Source organism: Vibrio sp. A11 (assembly GCF_013048705.1).
GTDB classification, from domain to species: Bacteria; Pseudomonadota; Gammaproteobacteria; order Enterobacterales; family Vibrionaceae; genus Vibrio; species Vibrio metschnikovii.
Genome location: NZ_VHSI01000004.1, coordinates 1 through 19,959 on the forward strand (window position 1 = coordinate 1; position 19,959 = coordinate 19,959).

Here is a 19,959-nt window from a genome sequence, read left to right on the forward strand (position 1 = left end):
GTTGGGGTTATACTCATTGTTGGAAGGGTATGAAACATTGAAAATCTATTCGGAACCGCCGTATGCGATCCACGCTTGTACGGTGGTGTGAGAGGACGGCGGGAGTGATCCCGCCTCCTACTCGATTGGGCAATAAGGAGTAGTTAAGCATGACCCCAGCCATTGATTTAGCGAAAAAAAAGCACATCGCCCACACGATTCATCACTATGAGCATGATCCTAGTCATCCGAGTTATGGTTTAGAAGCTGCGCAAGCTTTAGGTCAGGACCCCGCGACGGTATTCAAAACGTTATTATTCTGTCTCAATGGCGAAGCTAAGCATTTGGCCGTTGCGGTGATCCCCGTTGAAAAAAAACTCAACTTAAAGCTCGCGGCAAAAGCGGCCAAAGCGAAAAAAGCTGAGATGGCCGATCCAGAGATCGCTCAAAAGATCACGGGTTATGTGGTGGGTGGGATCAGTCCGTTAGGGCAAAAGAAACGCTTGCCGACTTTTATTCACAGCAGTGCCGAGACATTGACCACTCTGTGTGTTAGTGCAGGCAAGCGTGGTTTAGAGATAGAGCTTAGTCCACAAGATCTCACTAAGCTCACTGATGGACAGTTTGTTGATTTGTGCCAATAAATCTGTCGATTTGTGGTTGCAAGTGGTGATATGGGAGGCCCTCGTTTATCTTGATGAAGTCTATTGATGGTCATCGGATGAACGAGAGCGTCACTGATCATTTTCTTATTTTAATTTGTCGCCATCTGGCGACATGATCAATGCTTATCCATTTGCGTATTGTCGACCACGTGGTTTTCACCGAGATCTTTTGGCAACACTAAGTTGAGAATAATTGCCACAATTCCACACAAACTCACACCTTGTAAACTAAATTCACCAATGCCAAACGCCATACCACCAATCCCGAAAACCAGAGTGACGGCGACAATCACAAGGTTACGAGATTTGTGTAAGTCGACTTGGTTCCGGATTAAGGTATTAAGTCCAACGGTGGCTATCGATCCAAATAATAGAATCATAATTCCGCCCATCACCGGGATTGGAATGGTTTGTAACAATGCTCCAAGCTTGCCGACCAAGGCTAATACAATCGCCGTTACTGCCGCCCAAGTCATGATCACCGGGTTAAAGGCTTTGGTTAGCATTACCGCGCCAGTGACTTCACTGTAGGTTGTATTTGGTGGTGCACCGACCATACTGGCTGCTATGGTCGCAAATCCATCTCCCGCAATGGTACGATGTAACCCCGGTTTTTTAAGATAATCTTTTCCGGTGACATTAGAAATTGCGAGCATATCGCCGACGTGCTCAACGGCTGGAGCAATCGCGACCGGAATCATAAATAAAATGGCATTAATGTTAAATTCAGGAAAGGTGAAGTTTGGCAATGCTAGCCACGCGGCTTGTTGAACCGGAACAAAACTTACCACACCAAAGTACAGAGAAACGCTATAACCGGCGGCAATCCCTGCACAAATAGGAATGAGTTTAAAAAAACCTCTCGAAAAGACACTGACACCAACGGTCACCAGTAGTGAAATCGCTGAAATCCATAACGCAGCTTGTGCATCAATCAACTGTACTGAACCATCCCCCGTTCTGCCCAGTGCCATATTGACCGCAGTAGGTGCGAGACCTAATCCAATCACCATGATAACTGGCCCAACGACCACGGGGGGTAATAGCGTATGTACAAAGCCCACGCCTCGAACTTTAATGATAGCGCCGAGTAAGACATAGACTGCGCCTGCGGCCATTAGGCCCCCCATTGTTGCCCCAATTCCCCAGGTCTGTACGCCATACATAATGGGAGCAATAAAAGCGAAAGAAGAGGCGAGAAAGATAGGTACAGAGCGGCGAGTAATGATTTGGAAGATTAAGGTGCCTACACCAGCCCCAAACAGAGCAACGTTAGGATCAAGCCCGGTCAGCAATGGAACCAGAACCAGAGCACCAAATGCGACAAATAGCATTTGTGCACCTTGAATGGCATTTTTCATCGTGTTTTCCCTGAAGCAAAATAAAATTCGCGGGATTCTATCATCTTTGCAAACGATTGCTATGGGTTATGGATCAAACTTTTTCTGGTTTCTGATCATTAATAAGCTGAAAAGGTTTGGCATTGCGACTGATGAGGCAGGAATCAGGAAGGAAAAACTGCGGAAAATTGACACTGGCTCTGGTACTGCGCCTTGCCCCGACCTAGATAGTTGCTTATCATCAATGCTCACTTGGAATTTATGGTAATCGTATGCGCTATTTCGTTTTGTTGTTGATGGGGTTAATCAGTCTGCCTGTATTGGCGTTAACCAAAATCAATCTGTACCAAGCTGAAGTTGTGATCGACGAGCAGCACAATAACCCAGAAGCTGAAGCTCGAATTCGTGCCATGCAAGAGGTGATTGTTCGAGCCACGGGGAGTCAGGACTCATTGAACAATGACGTTGTCAGTAAAGCGCTGCGTCAAAGTGCTCAATACGCGAATCAGATCAGCTATGGACAACTCAATGATCAAAGAACATTAAGAATTGCCTTTAGTGGACCACGCATCCGAGCTCTGTTAACTCAAGCGCATTTAGCATTCTGGCCAGAAGACCGGGCCAATATTTTAGTGTGGTTGGTAGAAGAATCTGACTATGAGCGGCGTATCATTTGGGAGCATTCACAAACCGACGTTGTATCGCAATTAAAAATGCAGGCTGAGCAACGTGGTTTACCGCTTACTTTTCCTGTCGGTGATTTTGAGGATGTGACGAGTATTCAAAGCTCCGATCTTTGGGGCGGCTTTACGGAGTCAATTGCGACGGCGAGTCAACGCTATACCAGCGATGCCATTTTAGTGCTACGAGCTCAAGGTTCCACTTTGCGTTGGGCGTTGTACGATCAATCCGCCGAACAGATGCTAACCTCTCCTAAAGTCCCAGTCAGTGGTCAGACTTCTGGCGAGGAGGCAATGAACACATTCATCGATGTATTGGCTAATCACTACGCTAAAAAAAGTGCGGTGTTAGTGGGTAGCGAGTCTTCACAAACGCTGTGGGCGGCATTTAAACCGATTAATAATGCTCAGGCTTTCTTTACCTTGGAGGAGAGCGTGAGACGCTTAAGCTCAGTCGCCTCTTTGGATATTGTGAGTATTCGAGGGGATGAAGTTATCTTCAATGTGCATTTATTAGCTAGCGAAGCTGATTTCGCTCAGGAAGTGCTTCGTCTGCGCCAAGTAACGCAGAGAGCGGTACCGAAACTCGTTGAGCGTGAAAATATTGAGCAAGAACAGGAGAAAGAATATCGTGAACCAGAGGATAAGCGACCGGTGGTGACACCACCTAAAAGAACCCAGCTTTATTTTTCTTGGCAAGATTAACTTCCCCCTGTTTAAGGGGATTGATGGTTGCTGAAGATGTTAATCGGTAAAGTCAGACAAAATCCCTCCCACCGATTTAATTGACTTGTCCCAGCCCTTTTTAGAGGTTGGGACTCACGTTTTCAATTAATGATTATCACCCTCGTTTAAGGCAACGGCGAGTTGAGCAAGGCGTTGACCAAGACGTTGGGCTAATTCACTCTCATCATGGGTTAAGGTGCTATTTGCAGAGTCAGCCACATGACTGGCGCCGTAAGGGGTGCCACCAGATCGAGTGGTATGCAGCTTGGGTTCTGAATAAGGAATCCCCATAATCAACATGCCATGGTGCAGCAAAGGTAGCATCATGGTCTGTTGAGTCGTCTCTTGTCCGCCATGTAATGTTGCCGAGCTAGTAAATACGCAGGCTGGTTTATCAATTAACGAACCTTTTACCCATAGTGGGGTGGTTTGATCCCAAAAATGTTTTAATGGTGCCGCCATATTTCCGAACCAAACGGGGCTACCGACGGCTAAGCCATGACACTGTTCTAACTCATCGAAGGTTAAGTAAGGATCACTCACGTTTCCTTGCGCAGGTTCTAGCTCAGGAACAGTACGTAAAATTGCCTCACATCCAGAGACCGACTCAATACCTCGGGCAATATGCCGAGCCAAGCTACGGGTACTTCCGTGACGACTGTAGTACAGAACGATCAGACGAGTCATAAAATATCCAGTACCTGTTCTGGTGGACGACCGAGACGCGCTTGTTGATTGGCAATCACAATAGGGCGTTCGATCAGAATGGGGTGTTCTACCATGGCTGAAAATAACGCCTCGTCAGAGAGGGTAGGATCGGCTAAATTCAGGGTTTTATATAAGGCTTCTTTACAACGCATCATGTCTCGAACCTGACTATGAGGTAACTTTGCATGAATGGCTTTGAGTTGTTCAATGGTCAATGGGGTTTGTAAATAGTGGATAATGTTCAGCTGCAGGTTACGTGCTTCTAATAGAGCTAACGTTTCGCGGCTTTTAGAGCAGCGTGGATTGTGATAAATGGTAACGGACATCCTCTCTCCTTAATAAAGATGGTTTATTATTTAAGTTGCTTATTGTTCTGCGAGTTGACGAGGCTGTGGTATTGGCTGCGTCATTTTCCCCAATCACATAGTTTGTCGATATGATTAGGGTTTCACTCGCTTACCAATCATCAATTACTCCCAGTCATTGTTGGCTAACAATCGCCTTGAGTCGCTAAGTTTATCGTAGGGCTAAAAATCGATCTCTTTGTACCATGAGTTGATCGAGTCGTGCATCATAGCGAGCTTGTTGCAAACTACCCAAAGGAGCAAGCTGACTGGCTTGGGTATAAAATTGAATCGCTTTATTCCAGTTCGCACCTAAAGCAAAAATTTCAGCCCTGGCTGCCAAATCTTCTGCGCTATTACCGCTTCGGCTATTCGCTTCTGCTAACAAATGCCATCCATTGACGTCATTGGGGCGCTCATGGGTGTAGCGTTGTAAAATACGAATGGCTTCTGAAAATTTTTCATCTTTGATCAAGACATTGGCGTAGTTTATCACCAATACAGGATTATTGGGTTTTCGTTGCAGTGCTTGAGCCAGCATGGATTGTGCTTCTGTGGCGCGTTCAGTATCAACCAAAAGGTCACTCATCGCATCGAGATAAAAATTATTATCAGGATGGCTTTGTAGCAACTTTTTCAAGCGACTTTCGGCTTCGTCGTATTGCTTAGTATCAAGATAAACGAGAGCTTTACCATAATCAAAGGCGGCGGCCATACCCGGATCAGCTTTTCTTTGGTTACGCTTAAACCAATCTAATGCGGCTTCACTGTTGATTCCTGCATAACGAGCGACAACTCGCGAGCGCGTTAAATGATAATTCAGAGATGGAGCAACGCTAACACTAGGAAATTGTTGTGCTCGAGAACGACTATCTGTAATACGATCTTCGGGTAAAGGGTGGGTGAGGAGCATCGGTGGCGGCGTACTGGCATAACGATATTCGTCAGCAAGACGACCAAAAAAGCGTGGCATGGCATGCACATCAAACCCAGCTTTAGCTAAAGTCGCAATCCCAAAACGATCCGCTTCTTTTTCATTACTGCGCGTGTAGTTAATTTGGCTTTGCATACTGCCAGCTGTCGTCGCGGTGATCGCTGCAATTCCCGCTTGAGGCGCTGCGATGGCTAATAGCAGTGAGCCAGCTAAAGCGGCAATTGTGGCTGGGGAGCGACGAGCTTGCTCTTCCATACTACGCGCTAAATGACGTTGAGTGACGTGAGCAATTTCATGCGCCATGACCGACGCGAGCTCGCTTTCTGATTGAGCATGCAGCAGTAGACCAGAATGCAGTGCAATATAACCACCGAAAAACGCGAAAGCATTAATATTACGATCGCGGATCATAAAGAAGGTAAACGGCGTTTTGACATCATCTGAGTTAGCTACTAGGCGATAACCTAGCGCATCAATATACTCATTGATGACAGGATCGTTGATGATCGGACGGCTGTTACGTAACATGCGCATATACGCATCACCATAGATAAGCTCTTGATCAATCGTTAATGTTGAGCCTGCCACGGTACCAATATCGGGCAGCTCTATGCTATCACTCCCAAAACGATTCGCATACGCGCCAGAAAGTGGACTTAAGGTTGCCGCGAGGCAGAGGTAAACAAGAGAACGTTTTATTTTCATAGTGATAGGTAATGCTCCAAGCTTATCTTTCTCTAAGACACTGCGCGATGCCATTGGTTTCCTCCACCGCAGAAAGTCATCTCGTTTACTCACTCCGGCAGTGGTATGATTGAGGCTGATTTATTTTTCACCCTGTGTTGCGGTTTCTTCTCAATGGCGATGATGAGGCTGACCGCTCCATCCATCAGTAGTTTGAGTCTATATTAAGGATTGAACCCTAAAATGGAACCCAAGATTGTTGATTTACCTAAGTCGTGCTGTCCTATGACATTATTACTTGCAAACCGTCACATCTTGACGCTTGATGATAGAAAAAATCACACTATTCTGATTGGCAGGCAAGATACGGTTGATGCTCCATATTATCTCAATACCATTGCTGTTCAGCACATGAATTTGCCAAATAATCGTTATTTTTCTCGTTCTATTGTTAAGGGGAGCCCGCTCGATGTTTGAAATGCTCAATCGTTGGTATCAAAGACGATTCTCCGATCCTCATGCGGTTAGTTTGGTCGCTATCTTATTTTTTGGTTTTATCATCATCTATTTTTTTGGTCATCTGATCGCCCCATTATTGGTTGCGATTGTTTTAGCCTATTTGCTTGAGTGGCCAGTAACCCAGCTATGCCGTTTAGGAATTCCGAGAACCTTATCGGTTTTGGTCATCGTGTCATTGTTTCTTGGACTCATGTTAGTTGCGTTATTTGGTATTGTTCCGACCATTTGGCAGCAAGTCATTAATTTAATTAATGATATCCCTAATATGTATAACGATTTGCAAAACTTTATTGCCAGTTTACCGGAGCGCTACCCAGAACTGGCCAACTTACAAATCATTGAGTCATTAGTTAATAATGCAAAAAATAAAGCGCTAAGCATGGGAGAGTCGGTAGTCAAAGGGTCACTAGCGTCATTAGTTAGCTTAGCAACGCTGGCGGTATATTTGATTTTAGTGCCGATGTTGGTGTTCTTTTTACTTAAAGATAAACAAGAAATGATGTCGATTGCCAGCGGCGTTCTACCTCGAAATCGACGTTTGGCGACTAAGGTATGGTTAGAAATGAATCAACAAATTTCTAATTATATTCGTGGTAAAGTGTTGGAGATTCTCATCGTCGGTGGCGTGAGTTATGTGACGTTTGCGATTTTGGATTTACGTTATTCTGCTCTGTTAGCTGTTGCGGTGGGTTTCTCGGTTCTGATCCCTTATATCGGTGCGGCAGCCGTCACCATTCCAGTCGCGATTGTTGGTTTGTTTCAATGGGGATTAACGCCTCAATACTATACCTTGTTGATTGCGTATTTTATTATTCAAATTTTAGATGGCAACGTGCTGGTGCCTATTCTATTTTCTGAAGCGGTCAATTTGCATCCGGTTGCCATCATCATTGCGGTTTTAGTTTTTGGCGGATTATGGGGTTTTTGGGGCGTCTTTTTTGCTATTCCTCTGGCCACATTAGTCAAAGCCGTGTGGCATGCTCTACCCAGTAATGACGATGAAACAGTCTCGATTGATAGTTAAGTGACGATGTGTTTTTTACTCGTTATCTGATTGCAAAGCCTCATTGTCGTTAATGAGGCTTTTTGTTTAAAGATAATTAAGCGCTGTTTATGTTGTCGTTGCGGCAAAAGCGTTAACTTTTGCTTACACTCTTAATATCCTCGTTTAAGTTTTGATTGAACTTGGCGATACAGTGATTAAGGCCAACTTCACCCGAATAAAAAATAAAAATAACATTAGGAAGATTAGTAGAGGGAAATTATGAAATTTAGTCAAAAAATTGTGGCAGCTTCATCTGCATTATTGTTGGTCATTGTCGTTTCATTGTCTGTGCAACAGTTGACGACGGTTCGCTCAGAAGTTCAAGCATTGGTGCACAGCAGTTTAAAAGAGATGGTTGCAGGGGTAAAAAACACCATTACCTTAGATATGGGCAGTAAGAAGGGAATGGCCAAAACCATCACCGAAACCTTAGAACTTGATCCTTTAAATCGTCAATATGTAACCAATGTGCTAGAAAAACCAACGCTCAAAGGTAGCTTTTTATCCATTGGCTTAGGGTATGAATCTGATGGTTCAATGGTCGAAAATGACGATGGCTGGGAGCCAGGGAGTGATTACGATCCAAGACGTCGCCCATGGTATATCGGCGCTAAAGCTCAGAATTCACTCGTCGTTACTGCGCCTTATGCTGACGCATCGACCAATAACATTATCATTTCTATTGGTACGCCTGTACGCCATGCCGGACGCTTTATCGGCGCGATGTTTTATGATTTAGAGCTCACTCAATTAGCGGAAATGGTCAATCGGATCAACCTGTTTGATGCGGGTTACCTGTTTATTGTGACTGCCGATGGCTCAACTATTGCTCACCCTGAGACTCGGTATAACGGTCAGAAGTTGACCGCTTATTTGCCCGATGTTCAATTAAAAGAGGGACTAAAACAGGTTGATATTAATGGTCAGTCACATTTGGTGTATTTTAGTCATGTACCCAGTGAAAATTGGTATGTGGGGGCGGTGATTGATGAGTCGCTCGCATTCGTTGCTCTGACTAAATTACGCAATAGCTCGATTATTTATACTTTGATTGGGGTGATTGTCAGTATTATAGGTTTAACCTTACTAATTAATGTATTAATGCGCCCGCTGAGCGTGCTTAATCAAGCAATAAAAGATGTCGCTTCAGGACAAGGTGATTTAACTAAGCGTCTAGATACCAATACCGATCAAGAGTTCGCAGAGCTTGCTCACGGCTTTAATACCTTTACTGAGACGTTACAAACGCAAATCAAACAATCGAAAGCGATTGGTGAGGAGATCATGCGTGGTGCTGAATTAACCATCATGAGCGTTGAAGGTTCATCTTCAGCGATGCGTTCTCAGTTACAAGAGCTTGAGCAATTAGCGACAGCGATGCATGAAATGTCAGTAACCGCGACGGAAGTCGCCAATAACGCTCAAGGGGCCGCCTCTGCCGCAAAAGAAGCCGATGAAGCAACCATTGAGGGCTCGCAAGTCGTGAGTGTGACGACACAATCGATTGATAAGTTATCCGCGCATATTGAAATGGCCGTTAAAGAAGTTCAAGGCTTGGAGTCGGCAACGGCTAATATTGAAACGATTTTAAAAGTGATTAACGATATTGCGGATCAAACCAATCTATTAGCACTGAACGCGGCGATTGAAGCAGCGCGTGCGGGTGAATCGGGGCGTGGTTTTGCGGTTGTTGCTGATGAAGTACGTACGTTAGCGCAACGAACTCAGCAATCGACCACTGAAATTCGCGGTATGATTGAGCAACTGCAAATCGGCTCTAGCTCGGTCTCGAAAGCAATGAAAGAGAGTAAAGATACCGCGGTAGATGTCGTTGCCAAAGCACAGTTAGCCGATGGTGCATTACAGCGTATCCGTCATGCCATTCAGCAAATCAGTGACATGAACTTACAGATTGCTTCTGCAGCAGAGCAGCAAAGCTTGGTGGCCGAAGAAATTAACAGCAATACGGTGAAGATAAAAGATTTATCAACCCAAGTTTCTGATTCTGCAGAAGAAGCAAATATTGCCATGCAAGTTCAAGCTGAGAACGTGCGTGAGCAAGACGCCATTTTAGGTAAATTTATTGTCTGATATCGTTTATCGATAGTCAGTCGTAATAAAAAACCGCTTCGTTAATAACGGGGCGGTTTTTTTCGTTGCCGAGGAGAGTTTTCAGGTAGGCTTAGTGCTGGTTTAAGTAGTTAAGAACCACCTGATGATGATCTTTGGTTTTAAACTTATCAAACACATGGGCGACGTTACCTTGTTCATCAATTAAAAAACTGATCCGATGCAGGCCATCGTAAGTTTTACCCATGAATTTTTTCTCCCCCCAAACGCCAAATTGATCCGCTAACTGATGATCTTCATCGGATAATAACGTGAAGTTAAGCTTATCACGCTCGATAAACTTACCTAACCGAGCAACAGGGTCAACACTGACACCAAGTACCACCACATTGTGTGCGGCAAGTTCTGCTTGAATATCACGTAAACCTTGCGCTTGTACGGTACAACCTGGAGTCATGGCTTTTGGATAAAAATACAGCAGTACTTTTTTTCCTGCAAAGTCAGCCAGTGAGATGGGATTGCCATGTTGATCAAGGCGAGTCAGCGTCGGTGCCGTTGAACCTACGTGTAGAGGAGTCATGGTGATTCTTTTCCTTTTATTGACTGTTTTTTATGAAATTGAGCGAGCCACGTACAGCCAGTTGATGACAGAGTGCAGCAAACTCTTCTTGTAATTGCATAAGATTATAGTCGGCATTGACTTGAGCAGTAATCGCGATATGAAATTGGTCATGCTCTGTGCTGAGCTTTGATTTGTGAATTGTTTGTGCACTCAATGAAGCCATGCCGATATGCCGTTCGGCAAAAAAATGAGTGAATTTTTCAGTTAAGCCAAGTTTATCGTCAGATTCGACATACACTTCAACGCTATAAGCATAATGTGGCTGATGATGCGGAGAGGTTCGTTTCATCATTGTGATAAGATCGTGTTGTTGTCCGAGCAACGGAAGGGTGCTTTCGATACGAGTAATACTATTTGTATTGCCAGAGACCAACATAATTAAAGTAAATTCATTGCCAAATAAAGCAATCCGGCTATCAATAATATTACCACCAGCTTGAGTCACCAGCTGGATAACTTGGTTACAAATACCCGCACGGTCAGAGCCTATAGCGGTTATCACGAGATGTTGAATCATAAGGCCACTTGAGTTGAATGTTTTCATTGATGTTAACACAGTTAATAAGCGATATAAAAATCGTACATCCGGTGAATGGTCATGAGTTAATCATGGCTGATAACCTTCTTACTTAAGTTTGACAACAAGTAGGTGAAACCGGTGTAGATCATGCCTATCCGACGCTGTCATGGCATTCTCGACGTTTGCTTAGCCATAACCATATCGTTTGCTTTGCGTATAGAGATCATTCATTGACCGCCCACTTGCAACGCTAAGTCGTTTAGGTATATAACCCAACTAAGATCAAGTAAGGTTCAGTGGCGCTGGTATAAGATTTGATAAATATTCACGGTTAGGTGTCATTTAAGCAGATTTCCCCCCTTGTGTTTTTTAAGTGCCATGCAGTACCATGCAAAAGTTATCAATTTAGGGAGATAGACATGTTTTCAGGAAGTATCGTCGCGTTAATTACGCCTTTCGACCATGACGGTGAAGTAGACTACGTTAGTTTACAAAAATTAGTCGATTATCATGTCGCAGCAGGAACCGACGCGATTGTTTCTGTGGGTACTACTGGTGAGTCATCGACCCTTTCGGTAGAAGAACATGTCAAAGTCGTGGCGAAAACGGTCGAGTTTTCTGCTGGGCGTATACCAGTCATTGCTGGAACCGGTGCCAATGCGACTCATGAATCCGTGACGTTTAGTCGTTTACTGAATAATACTGGAATCGCGGGTTATCTGAGTGTCACTCCTTATTATAATAAGCCGACTCAAGAGGGGCTATTTCAGCACTATAAAGCGATCAGTCAAGAAACGGATATTCCGGTTATTCTTTATAACGTGCCGAGCCGAACGGCTGTTGACTTAAAACCAGAAACGGTTGCTCGTTTAGCGGAACTAAAAAATATTGTTGCACTCAAAGACGCAACGGGTGATTTAAGTCGTATTGCGTTGCATCGTGAGTTGTGCGGTGACCAGTTTATTTTGCTGAGTGGCGATGACGCGACTGGGCTTGAGTTTGTTAAACTGGGTGGTAAAGGAGTTATCTCGGTTACCAATAATATTGCCGCTGCAGATATGGCTCAAATGATGTCACTTGCGCTTTCCGGTCAGTTTGCGGAAGCGGAGGTCATCAATCAACGTTTAATGCCTCTCCATAAGGGGTTGTTTGTTGAGTCTAGCCCCATTCCGGTGAAGTGGGCCGCCCATAAATTGGGTTTAATTGCACACGGTCATTTACGTTTGCCTTTGACTGAGCTTTCAGAATCTGCTCGCCCGTTCGTTGCCCAAGCTATGACAGAAGCTTGTATTCTATAACGTTTTACGGCTGAGTCTCTTCTCAGCAACTTAGGAGTTTCAATGAAGTTATCCCACCAGCTGGTTGTTGGTTCGCTGGCTGTATTGGTGTTGAGTGCTTGTTCAAGTAGTCCGGCACAGCGGCGTCAAGCAAAAAATGATTTTGCCTACTTAGAGACCAAACCATTAACGCCTTGGGTATTACCTGAAGGTGCGTTACCTCAGTTTTACCCTAACTATACGATTCCCGAAGGACAATTTCCTGGAAAAATTGGCCGGAAAGTGGATATTCGTCCACCTCAACAAATTCTTGAGTTAATTCCTGGCGCTCGTGCGGAACGGCAAAATGGTGAAGTGACGTTGTGGATGATTCGTCAAGATGAAGCCGATAGAGTATGGCAAACGGCATTAACCATGATGGAAGAGCGAGGCATTGGCGCGGTAGAGCAGAGCGATAATCGTGTCGAAACCAGTTGGATTAATTGGGTCTCTGAAGATGAGGACACCACGCTTGGTAGCCGCTATGAGTTAACTCGCGTTGAGGCTAATAATCGCTTTGGTTTTAAAATTTCCCTGATAGATTGGCGGGAAGATGGCAAGTCAATGCCGGTGACCGCAAGTAATAAAGAACGTTATAACGCTTTTATGACCAATTTAGTCACCAGCCGCTATGATCAGCAAGTACGAGAAGAAGCGACGCGTCGAGCGCAAGAGTTAGTCAAGCAGATACCCATCACGATGGGCTCCGACCGTAGTGGTTTACCGGTGATCATTGCTCGTACGCCTTATGATGTGTTATGGCAGCGTTTACCGACTTTATTACCTGAGATGGGCTTTACTATTGAAGAGCGCAATCAGTCACAGGGCACCATCAAAGCGAAGTACGCGTCCCCCGATGATCAATTTTGGAATCACATAGGTGTCAAGCCAATGAATCTAAGAGCGGGCACTTATACCTTCTTATTTGGTGATTTAGGCAACCGAACGTCAGTCAACGTAACCAACTCGGCAGGTAAACCTGTTGAGGAAGAGCTACTGAAAGAGATGGCTCCGGTACTGGCTGCGATTGCAGAGAAATAGTTTGATACTAAGTAACCAATTATAGCGATGAGGGATACTAATGATCAGTATCCCTCTCTTTTTTAGCTTGTTCTTTTTTTTCTGTTTCCTGCTCTGATGGCGTCGGTTCTGAGGAATCAAGTTCGGCAGTCATCGATTGCAGTTTTTTGTCTAGCTCGCTGAGCTTTTCAAAGTCCTTTTTTTTGCTCATGGGTTGGAATTTGATTTTGGAGAGGTATTTGAGCGCCGCTAAATTACCAATAATCAGGCTCATGGCAGCAATTGAAATCACCCATGGGTTGAATAAAAAGTCCATATCCGTCCTGCCTATGCAATATTGATGATGTACTGATTGTAGATCGTCTCTAGGTTTTGTAATACGGTTTGTTTGCCTAATAGCTGTTCTGGTGCTAATTGTTCGGCGAGTACGTCAAGGGTTAATTGTGTTAAGCACCTTTCCGCGGTCAGTCGGTGACTAATATGCCAAGGTTCAAAGGCGACCCCGATACCATTCTGTTGGTAAGGGAAAAAAAATCCAAACGGTTCGATATGTGCTTTTAACCATAAATAGAAAGGGTGTTGATGAGCCTGCAAATATTCCCAAGGTTCTAGCTGTAATGACTCTCCGGCTGGTAATCCATGACGATCAAAAACGTCAAAATCGGTTCCCCAGTGATGGCGACTTGCGCCAGGTAACGCTGACCAACGTAAAATAGCCCATACTCGTTGTTCTTCTGAGTAATGAGCGGTATCAATAGGCTGACTTGCTTCATCTAAGATCGCGAGTTCGCCACTCATTTTACGATTCCATATACTCTGCTGACGTGCAAAAGATCGAAAGCCGCTGGCGATATTAAAATTAAATCCAGCTGAATCGACCGCTTGTTTTAAAGCAAGCAGATCTTGGCTTACCTCTGGGTGAACCCAAAAGTTTTTTTGGCCAACGATCACCGCATTGAGGTGATCGTCGGTTTTTCCGGTTAATTGTTCAGGTGACATCATTGGCCGAAAAGGTGCTCCAGCACGTTTTGATACATGTCCGTGAGTTTTTCTAAATCTGCGATGCTGACACATTCATTGACTTTATGAATGGTGGCATTGACAGGTCCTAACTCGACGACCTGTGCGCCCATTTTAGCAATAAAGCGGCCATCAGAAGTGCCTCCAGTGGTTAATAACTGGGGCTGTTGATGATTGACCTCTTGGACAGCGCAAACAACCGCATCAAGTAGCGAGCCGGCATCAGTCAGAAAAGGATCGCCACTCAATGTCCATTTTAGCTCATAGTCTAAACCATGCGCATCCAATACCGAGTGAACGCGGCGTTTGATCTCTTGCTCGGTCAATTCGGTACTAAATCGGAAATTGAATTGCACGCTAAATTCGCCAGGTATCACATTTGACGCGCCCGTTCCTGCTTGCAAGTTCGGGATTTGGAAGCTGGTTGGCGGAAAGTAAGCATTGCCGTTATCCCACGTGGTTGCCGCGAGTTCCGCTAAAGCGGGTAGCGCTTGATGTACGGGGTTACTGGCTAAATGAGGGTAAGCAACATGGCCTTGTGTTCCTTTAATGGTCAGATCACCGGTGATCGAACCACGACGCCCATTTTTAACAACATCGCCGACCTTTAAGGTACTAGAAGGTTCGCCGACAATACACATATCAATCAGCTCATTGCGAGCCATTAACGTATCAACCACTTTAGTGGTCCCGTTAATAAAAGGGCCTTCTTCATCAGAGGTAATTAAAAAACCGATGGACCCCTTGTGATTGGGATGTTTCGCTAAAAAGCGTTCCACCGCCACTATCATGCAAGCTAATGAGCCTTTCATATCCGCGGCACCACGACCATGCAGATAGCCATCAATGACGGTTGGTTCAAAGGGCGGTGTGTGCCACTGAAAAAGAGGTCCTGCTGGGACTACATCGGTATGACCTGCAAACACAAACAAAGGACCTTCGGTTCCTTTACGAGCCCAAAAGTTGGTCGTATCTTCGAAGATCATCGGCTCAATATTAAAGCCCAGCGCGATAAGGCGTTCAATCATCACCTGTTGGCAACCTGCATCATTTGGGGTGACGGATTCGCGACTAATCAAATCTTTTGCCAGCGCGAGTACGGGGCTATCTATCATCCTTATTGTCCTTGTGGTGATGGAAAAAGAGTAGCGTAATCATCGGTACTAAAACCGACATAGAGTAACTTCTCGATACGTAAAATAGGGCGTTTAATCATCGCAGGTTGGTCAAGCAACAAAGGGAGAGCGGTCGTTTCATTGAGGTTCTCTTTTTGCTGTGGGCTCAATTGGCGATAAGTCGTTCCCCGTTTATTGATCACATTCTGCCAACCGAGTGCTTGAAAAAACTCATTCACTAACTCAGCAGTAATACCATCTTTTCGGTAATCATGAAATTGATATTCGACCCCTTTGGCGTCTAACCATTTTCGCGCTTTTTTGATGGTGTCACAGTTGGGGATGCCGTAAAGAGTAATAAGCATAAGATTCCTTTTCCTCGCTCTGGTGCCAATTTATTGTGATTATTGGCCCGTTAACAATAGGGGTGAATTCAGTGTCTAAATCCTAACAGGAAGCGTAAGCGGTGACAAAAAAACCTATTTGGCGGTTTGCTATTGTTAAGATGATTTGGCTGTGCATGTACAAAAAACATACGGATGACAGGTTAAGGATAAGAAAGTGGTTCGTTAGCACCACCGATTGGCTTGTTATTGATCGAACGCAACATCTTAACTGACAAAACAGAAATAATGTGCTCTGCACCATTTAGGAGGTATCAATGGAATTGAGTCCTGTTTTTGCAAGGCGTTTGTATCTCGCCTTATTAGTTGAAAGCCTTGAACGGCCAAATGTCCCTAAGTTGATTGAAAAAACCGGATGGCCGCGTCGCACCATTCAGGATGTGATCAAAGCGATGCCGGGGATCGGAATTGAGCTCAGCTTTGTTCAAGATGGACGTCGTCATAATGATGGCTATTATCGGTTATCGGATTGGGGACCGTTTGATAGTCAATGGGTCATCCAACGTAAAGCGGCGATTGCAGCAAGCCTTGGATTTCATGCTTAAGCCAGTCTATGCTGGCTTTTTTTATCAGCTGGTTTTTGTTGAGAGATAAATAATAAACCCCATCCAACTGATGATTAACAGTCCCCATGGTAACCATGGTATTGATTTTGCGCTGGGTTTGGGAGGGAGTGGCATGACTTCTTTCGTCGTATTCTCTGCCGTATGCCTTAATTGCTGAGACTTTTTTTTGGCTCTATCAGCCTGACGGCTTTTCTCTTTTTGTTGTTTCTTATAGAGTGCGATACCTTTTTCTATACCTTGCGCAATTAACTTGGTTTGTTCTTTCGTTTGGCCCGGTTTTTGTGAGGCTTTAGCAATGGCTTGTGCTTCTTGCTGAGTTTGTGGTGACGGAATAATGGTCTGTTTCATTAATAACCCCTTTTCAATATTGATCAGATTAACATGCCTTGATTCATTTCCTCAACTGAGGACGAGTAAGGTTAAAACTTGAGTTGTTAAGGCATAGGCGATGAATAAGGATTACGTTAAAGTAGCAGGCATAATAGTATGAATTTATGATGTATTATGCGATATCCGATCGAACACTATGACCGTTATGGTTACCTTAATGCTTCGTTATGGCTCTGGTTGTGCTGGTTGTTTTTAGCTCGCGCTTGGGTCGTTTTTGTGGTGGCAGGAGTAAGCCGAGAACATGGTTCAACCATTCTGAGTTTTGTGTATCCCGATCACGATATGCTGTACTTAGGGTTAATGACTGGTTTACCTAGCTTACTATTGATGTGGCTTATTCACCTTAGACAAGAGCAGCGACGTTTACTTATCGCCGGTTTCCGTTTAGGACGCGCCATGACCCTTTGTGTACTCATTATCCAATTAGTACAAACGGTTTATCATGTTTATTTAGATCATGGCGCATTCCAGTGGGCTAATGCATTGACGCTGCTCATCTTACTGTGGTTTGGTTTTTACTTGATACGTAGTCGTCGAGTTAAAGCGTGCTTTGATTCTACTGGCCCGTTGAGTTAAACGGTTATTGATTACGTACCCAAATCTATCTTGTCGGGCGCTCTTCTTATTTCATTACCGATCATCAATGATGATCGGTATCATGACTCAAGATTCTGTTCATTTTGCCGATACGCTAGTTAAGTATTTGTTCACAGAGCAATTTGATAAAACAGCATGTCTCTTTCGGTCAACACCAATGTTTCGGCTTTAGTCGCTCAGCGCCATCTTAATCAAGCGTCAGTAGCCCTTCAGCAATCACTGGATCGATTATCTTCCGGTAAACGAATTAATCGAGCGAAAGATGATGTCGCTGGGTTGCAAATCTCCAATCGATTAGAAACACAGATGCGAGGTTTAGGCGTCGCAGCGCGTAATGCGAATGACGGTATTTCGATCATGCAAACCGCAGAAGGTGGGATGCAAGAGACAACAACCCTTTTGCAGCGAATGCGCGATCTCTCCTTACAGTCAGCGAATGGCTCGAATAGCCAAGCTGAGCGACAAGCACTACAAGAAGAAATGAGTGCTTTGAATGATGAAATAAACCGAATTGCAGAAACCACCTCTTTTGCTGGGCGAAAATTACTCAATGGACGTTTTGGTTCGGCTTCTTTTCAGATTGGTGCGGCCTCTGGAGAGGCGGTACAAGTCGGTTTGAAATCGATGCGGAGTGACCAGTTGCTAATGGGTGGCTTTAAATATGTTTCTCTTCCTAAAGATCCCGATTGGCAAGTTGAACAAGGTAATCATCAGCTTTCTATTTCGTTTATGAATCGCGCAGGCATAACAGAAACTGTCGATATTCAGGCTAAAGTCGGTGATAACATCGAGTCTTTAGCCACTTATATTAATGGTCAAACCGATAAACTGTCCGCCTCAGTTAACGAAAATGGACAATTACAGATTTATTTCGAAAATCAACATAGTCATTTTATTCACGGCCAGCCTTATTTTTCAGGTGGTTTGGCTGACCAGTTACAGCTTACCTTTGGAAAATATGAAACCGTTAATGATCTTGATATCACTTCCGTTGGTGGTGCGCAAAGTGCTGTCGCTGTGATTGATACTGCATTGCAGTATGTCGATAGCCATCGGGCTAAATTAGGTGCTCTCCAAAATCGTTTTTATCATGCCATTAATAATCTTGATAATATGCATGAGCATTTGGCTGCTTCAAATAGTCGGATTAAAGATACTGATTTTGCTAAAGAAACTACTCAAATGGTTAAACAGCAAATACTGCAACAAGTCAGCACATCTATTCTTAGCCAAGCGAAAAAGCAGCCTCATCTTGCATTGTCTTTACTGAATAATTAAAAAAACGATCGTTATCGACAGGTCATTTAAAAGCTTGAGTAAAAAAAAACGCTATTTTTGTTATTTTTCCTAGTTTGGTGCATTTTTAACCACAAAGTGAGTTTTTTTAAAGAAAAGCAAAAAAAATCTAAAGGTTTTTCAAAACACGCCGCTAAGAAAATAACTTTGAGAGAACTACCTTGGTTTTACGAGACGTCGAAAACCGGAAACATCGGAAAATCAATTGGAGAAATTACCATGGCAGTGAATGTAAATACCAACGTAGCCGCAATGACCGCACAACGTTACCTAAATAGCGCGACTAATGCGCAACAAACATCGATGGAGCGTCTGTCTTCAGGCTTTAAGATCAACAGCGCTAAAGATGATGCTGCTGGTCTACAAATCTCTAACCGTTTAAATGTACAAAGCCGTGGTTTAGATGTCGCAGTACGTAACGCCAATGATGGTATCTCAATGGCACAAACGGCTGAAGGCGCGATGCAAGAAACCACTAATATCTTACAACGTATTCGTGATCTATCATTGCAATCAGCTAACGGTTCTAACTCAAAATCAGAGCGTGTCGCGATTCAAGAAGAAGTAACCGCGCTGAATGATGAGCTCAATCGTATTGCTGAAACCACGTCTTTCGGTGGTAACCGCTTACTTAACGGCACCTTCCAAACCAAGGCATTCCAAATTGGTTCGAACAGTGGTGAAGCCGTTATGTTAACACTCAATGATATGCGTAGTGATAACGTTAAAATGGGTGGTACGAGTTATGTCGCTGCAACTGAAGCCGATAAAGATTGGACCGTTAGTGATGGTAATAATGAACTAACCTTAACGCTTAATGATGTCAATGGCGTAGAGCAAACCATTAATATCAGTGCTAAAGTTGGCGATGATATCGAAGAGCTGGCCACTTACATTAATGGCCAAACTGATATGGTTCAAGCATCGGTCAATGAAAAAGGGCAACTACAGATCTTTAGTGGGGAGCATAAAGTTACTGGTGATGTGACCTTTGGTGGCGCATTAGCGACTGAGTTGGCGATGGGCCCAGCACAAGCGGTGACGGTGAATACGATTGATGTCACCAGTGTTGGTGGAGCTCAAGAGTCTGTTGCTATCGTGGATGCCGCGTTACAGTATGTCGATAGTCATCGAGCCGAGCTTGGTGCCTTCCAAAACCGCTTTAACCATGCTATCAACAACTTGGATAATATTAACGAGAACGTTAACGCATCGAAGAGCCGCATTAAAGATACTGATTTTGCGAAGGAAACCACAGCGTTAACCAAAGCGCAAATCCTTGGTCAAGCCTCAAGTTCTATCTTAGCTCAAGCCAAACAGGCACCGAATGCCGCATTAAGTTTACTTGGCTAATCAATCTCTGCCTTTACAAAGAATCCAGCTTCGGCTGGATTTTTTT

At 44.2% G+C, this 19,959-nt stretch carries 21 protein-coding genes and 1 pseudogene; 11 read left to right on the top strand and 11 right to left on the bottom strand.

Features of this window, described 5'->3' with window-relative positions; all coding sequences use genetic code 11:
- Together FKQ60_RS17780 and ybaK are read left to right on the top strand one after the other, a co-directional pair.
- A pseudogene (locus FKQ60_RS17780) lies at nucleotides 1–91 on the top strand (RNA-directed DNA polymerase); the annotation flags it as partial.
- A 58-nt stretch (nucleotides 92–149) separates the two neighbouring features.
- Nucleotides 150–623, top strand: a complete 474-nt coding sequence (gene ybaK, locus FKQ60_RS05510; RefSeq protein WP_170904289.1) for a Cys-tRNA(Pro) deacylase — start codon at nucleotides 150–152, stop codon at nucleotides 621–623.
- 137 nt (nucleotides 624–760) lie between these two features.
- Here ybaK and FKQ60_RS05515 read toward each other — a convergent pair whose 3' ends face one another.
- Nucleotides 761–2,005 carry a uracil-xanthine permease family protein gene (locus FKQ60_RS05515; protein ID WP_004394733.1) on the bottom strand — a complete coding sequence of 415 codons (1,245 nt, stop codon included), beginning with the start codon at nucleotides 2,003–2,005 and terminating at the stop codon, nucleotides 761–763.
- 251 nt (nucleotides 2,006–2,256) lie between these two features.
- On the opposite strand from FKQ60_RS05515, the gene FKQ60_RS05520 reads away from it, so the two are divergent.
- Nucleotides 2,257–3,369 carry a DUF2066 domain-containing protein gene (locus FKQ60_RS05520; RefSeq protein ID WP_170904290.1) on the top strand — a complete coding sequence of 371 codons (1,113 nt, stop codon included), beginning with the start codon at nucleotides 2,257–2,259 and terminating at the stop codon, nucleotides 3,367–3,369.
- A 126-nt stretch (nucleotides 3,370–3,495) separates the two neighbouring features.
- Here FKQ60_RS05520 and wrbA read toward each other — a convergent pair whose 3' ends face one another.
- The 3 genes from wrbA to FKQ60_RS05535 form a co-directional block, all read right to left on the bottom strand.
- Complete coding sequence (gene wrbA / locus FKQ60_RS05525; protein ID WP_154170411.1) at nucleotides 3,496–4,077, bottom strand: NAD(P)H:quinone oxidoreductase; 582 nt, start codon at nucleotides 4,075–4,077, stop codon at nucleotides 3,496–3,498.
- A complete protein-coding gene (gene arsC, locus FKQ60_RS05530) occupies nucleotides 4,074–4,424 on the bottom strand; it encodes an arsenate reductase (glutaredoxin) (protein WP_161439426.1) in 351 nt (116 codons plus the stop codon). The genes wrbA and arsC overlap by 4 nt, the downstream gene beginning before the upstream one ends.
- Before the next feature lie 190 nt (nucleotides 4,425–4,614).
- Complete coding sequence (locus tag FKQ60_RS05535; RefSeq protein WP_040904734.1) at nucleotides 4,615–6,081, bottom strand: M48 family metallopeptidase; 1,467 nt, start codon at nucleotides 6,079–6,081, stop codon at nucleotides 4,615–4,617.
- Between the two features lie 448 nt (nucleotides 6,082–6,529).
- Here FKQ60_RS05535 and FKQ60_RS05540 point away from each other — a divergent pair, with 448 nt between their 5' ends.
- Together FKQ60_RS05540 and FKQ60_RS05545 are read left to right on the top strand one after the other, a co-directional pair.
- Nucleotides 6,530–7,603, top strand: a complete 1,074-nt coding sequence (locus tag FKQ60_RS05540; RefSeq protein WP_004394738.1) for an AI-2E family transporter — start codon at nucleotides 6,530–6,532, stop codon at nucleotides 7,601–7,603.
- Nucleotides 7,604–7,843: 240 nt separating this feature from the next.
- Nucleotides 7,844–9,715 carry a methyl-accepting chemotaxis protein gene (locus FKQ60_RS05545; protein ID WP_004394739.1) on the top strand — a complete coding sequence of 624 codons (1,872 nt, stop codon included), beginning with the start codon at nucleotides 7,844–7,846 and terminating at the stop codon, nucleotides 9,713–9,715.
- Nucleotides 9,716–9,806: 91 nt separating this feature from the next.
- Here FKQ60_RS05545 and bcp read toward each other — a convergent pair whose 3' ends face one another.
- Complete coding sequence (gene bcp, locus FKQ60_RS05550) at nucleotides 9,807–10,274, bottom strand: thioredoxin-dependent thiol peroxidase (RefSeq protein ID WP_004394740.1); 468 nt, start codon at nucleotides 10,272–10,274, stop codon at nucleotides 9,807–9,809.
- A 16-nt stretch (nucleotides 10,275–10,290) separates the two neighbouring features.
- Entirely contained in the window at nucleotides 10,291–10,833 is a 543-nt protein-coding gene (locus FKQ60_RS05555) for a glycine cleavage system protein R (protein ID WP_040904125.1), read from the bottom strand.
- Between the two features lie 422 nt (nucleotides 10,834–11,255).
- On the opposite strand from FKQ60_RS05555, the gene dapA reads away from it, so the two are divergent.
- The gene (gene dapA, locus FKQ60_RS05560) at nucleotides 11,256–12,134 is read left to right on the top strand and encodes a 4-hydroxy-tetrahydrodipicolinate synthase (RefSeq protein WP_004394742.1); all 879 of its coding nucleotides are present in this window, start codon (nucleotides 11,256–11,258) and stop codon (nucleotides 12,132–12,134) included.
- Between the two features lie 42 nt (nucleotides 12,135–12,176).
- Nucleotides 12,177–13,193, top strand: coding sequence for an outer membrane protein assembly factor BamC (gene bamC, locus FKQ60_RS05565; RefSeq protein ID WP_004394743.1), 1,017 nt, complete (start codon nucleotides 12,177–12,179; stop codon nucleotides 13,191–13,193).
- A gap of 37 nt (nucleotides 13,194–13,230) precedes the next feature.
- Here bamC and FKQ60_RS05570 read toward each other — a convergent pair whose 3' ends face one another.
- The 4 genes from FKQ60_RS05570 to FKQ60_RS05585 are packed head-to-tail and all read right to left on the bottom strand — an operon-like array spanning nucleotide 13,231 to nucleotide 15,672.
- Nucleotides 13,231–13,488, bottom strand: coding sequence for a DUF2897 family protein (locus FKQ60_RS05570; protein ID WP_040904127.1), 258 nt, complete (start codon nucleotides 13,486–13,488; stop codon nucleotides 13,231–13,233).
- An 11-nt stretch (nucleotides 13,489–13,499) separates the two neighbouring features.
- The gene (locus tag FKQ60_RS05575; RefSeq protein WP_170904354.1) at nucleotides 13,500–14,171 is read right to left on the bottom strand and encodes a M15 family metallopeptidase; all 672 of its coding nucleotides are present in this window, start codon (nucleotides 14,169–14,171) and stop codon (nucleotides 13,500–13,502) included.
- Nucleotides 14,171–15,307 carry a succinyl-diaminopimelate desuccinylase gene (gene dapE / locus FKQ60_RS05580; RefSeq protein WP_004394746.1) on the bottom strand — a complete coding sequence of 379 codons (1,137 nt, stop codon included), beginning with the start codon at nucleotides 15,305–15,307 and terminating at the stop codon, nucleotides 14,171–14,173. The genes FKQ60_RS05575 and dapE overlap by 1 nt, the downstream gene beginning before the upstream one ends.
- 2 nt (nucleotides 15,308–15,309) lie before the next feature.
- Nucleotides 15,310–15,672: an ArsC family reductase gene (locus tag FKQ60_RS05585; RefSeq protein ID WP_004394747.1), complete on the bottom strand. Its 363-nt coding sequence runs from the start codon at nucleotides 15,670–15,672 to the stop codon at nucleotides 15,310–15,312.
- Between the two features lie 296 nt (nucleotides 15,673–15,968).
- On the opposite strand from FKQ60_RS05585, the gene FKQ60_RS05590 reads away from it, so the two are divergent.
- Complete coding sequence (locus FKQ60_RS05590; protein ID WP_004394748.1) at nucleotides 15,969–16,256, top strand: helix-turn-helix domain-containing protein; 288 nt, start codon at nucleotides 15,969–15,971, stop codon at nucleotides 16,254–16,256.
- A 24-nt stretch (nucleotides 16,257–16,280) separates the two neighbouring features.
- Here the strand turns inward: FKQ60_RS05590 and FKQ60_RS05595 are convergent, their stop codons facing one another.
- Nucleotides 16,281–16,625 carry a DUF2956 domain-containing protein gene (locus tag FKQ60_RS05595; protein WP_170904291.1) on the bottom strand — a complete coding sequence of 115 codons (345 nt, stop codon included), beginning with the start codon at nucleotides 16,623–16,625 and terminating at the stop codon, nucleotides 16,281–16,283.
- Nucleotides 16,626–16,781: 156 nt separating this feature from the next.
- Between FKQ60_RS05595 and FKQ60_RS05600 the strand changes: the two genes are divergently transcribed.
- From FKQ60_RS05600 to FKQ60_RS05610, 3 genes are all read left to right on the top strand, one after another.
- Complete coding sequence (locus tag FKQ60_RS05600; RefSeq protein ID WP_170904292.1) at nucleotides 16,782–17,243, top strand: DUF2919 domain-containing protein; 462 nt, start codon at nucleotides 16,782–16,784, stop codon at nucleotides 17,241–17,243.
- 156 nt (nucleotides 17,244–17,399) lie between these two features.
- Nucleotides 17,400–18,542 carry a flagellin gene (locus FKQ60_RS05605; protein WP_154170427.1) on the top strand — a complete coding sequence of 381 codons (1,143 nt, stop codon included), beginning with the start codon at nucleotides 17,400–17,402 and terminating at the stop codon, nucleotides 18,540–18,542.
- A 237-nt stretch (nucleotides 18,543–18,779) separates the two neighbouring features.
- On the top strand, nucleotides 18,780–19,913 hold the full coding sequence (locus FKQ60_RS05610; protein ID WP_004394751.1) for a flagellin: 1,134 nt from the start codon (nucleotides 18,780–18,782) through the stop codon (nucleotides 19,911–19,913).
- Nucleotides 19,914–19,959 lie beyond the last annotated feature (46 nt).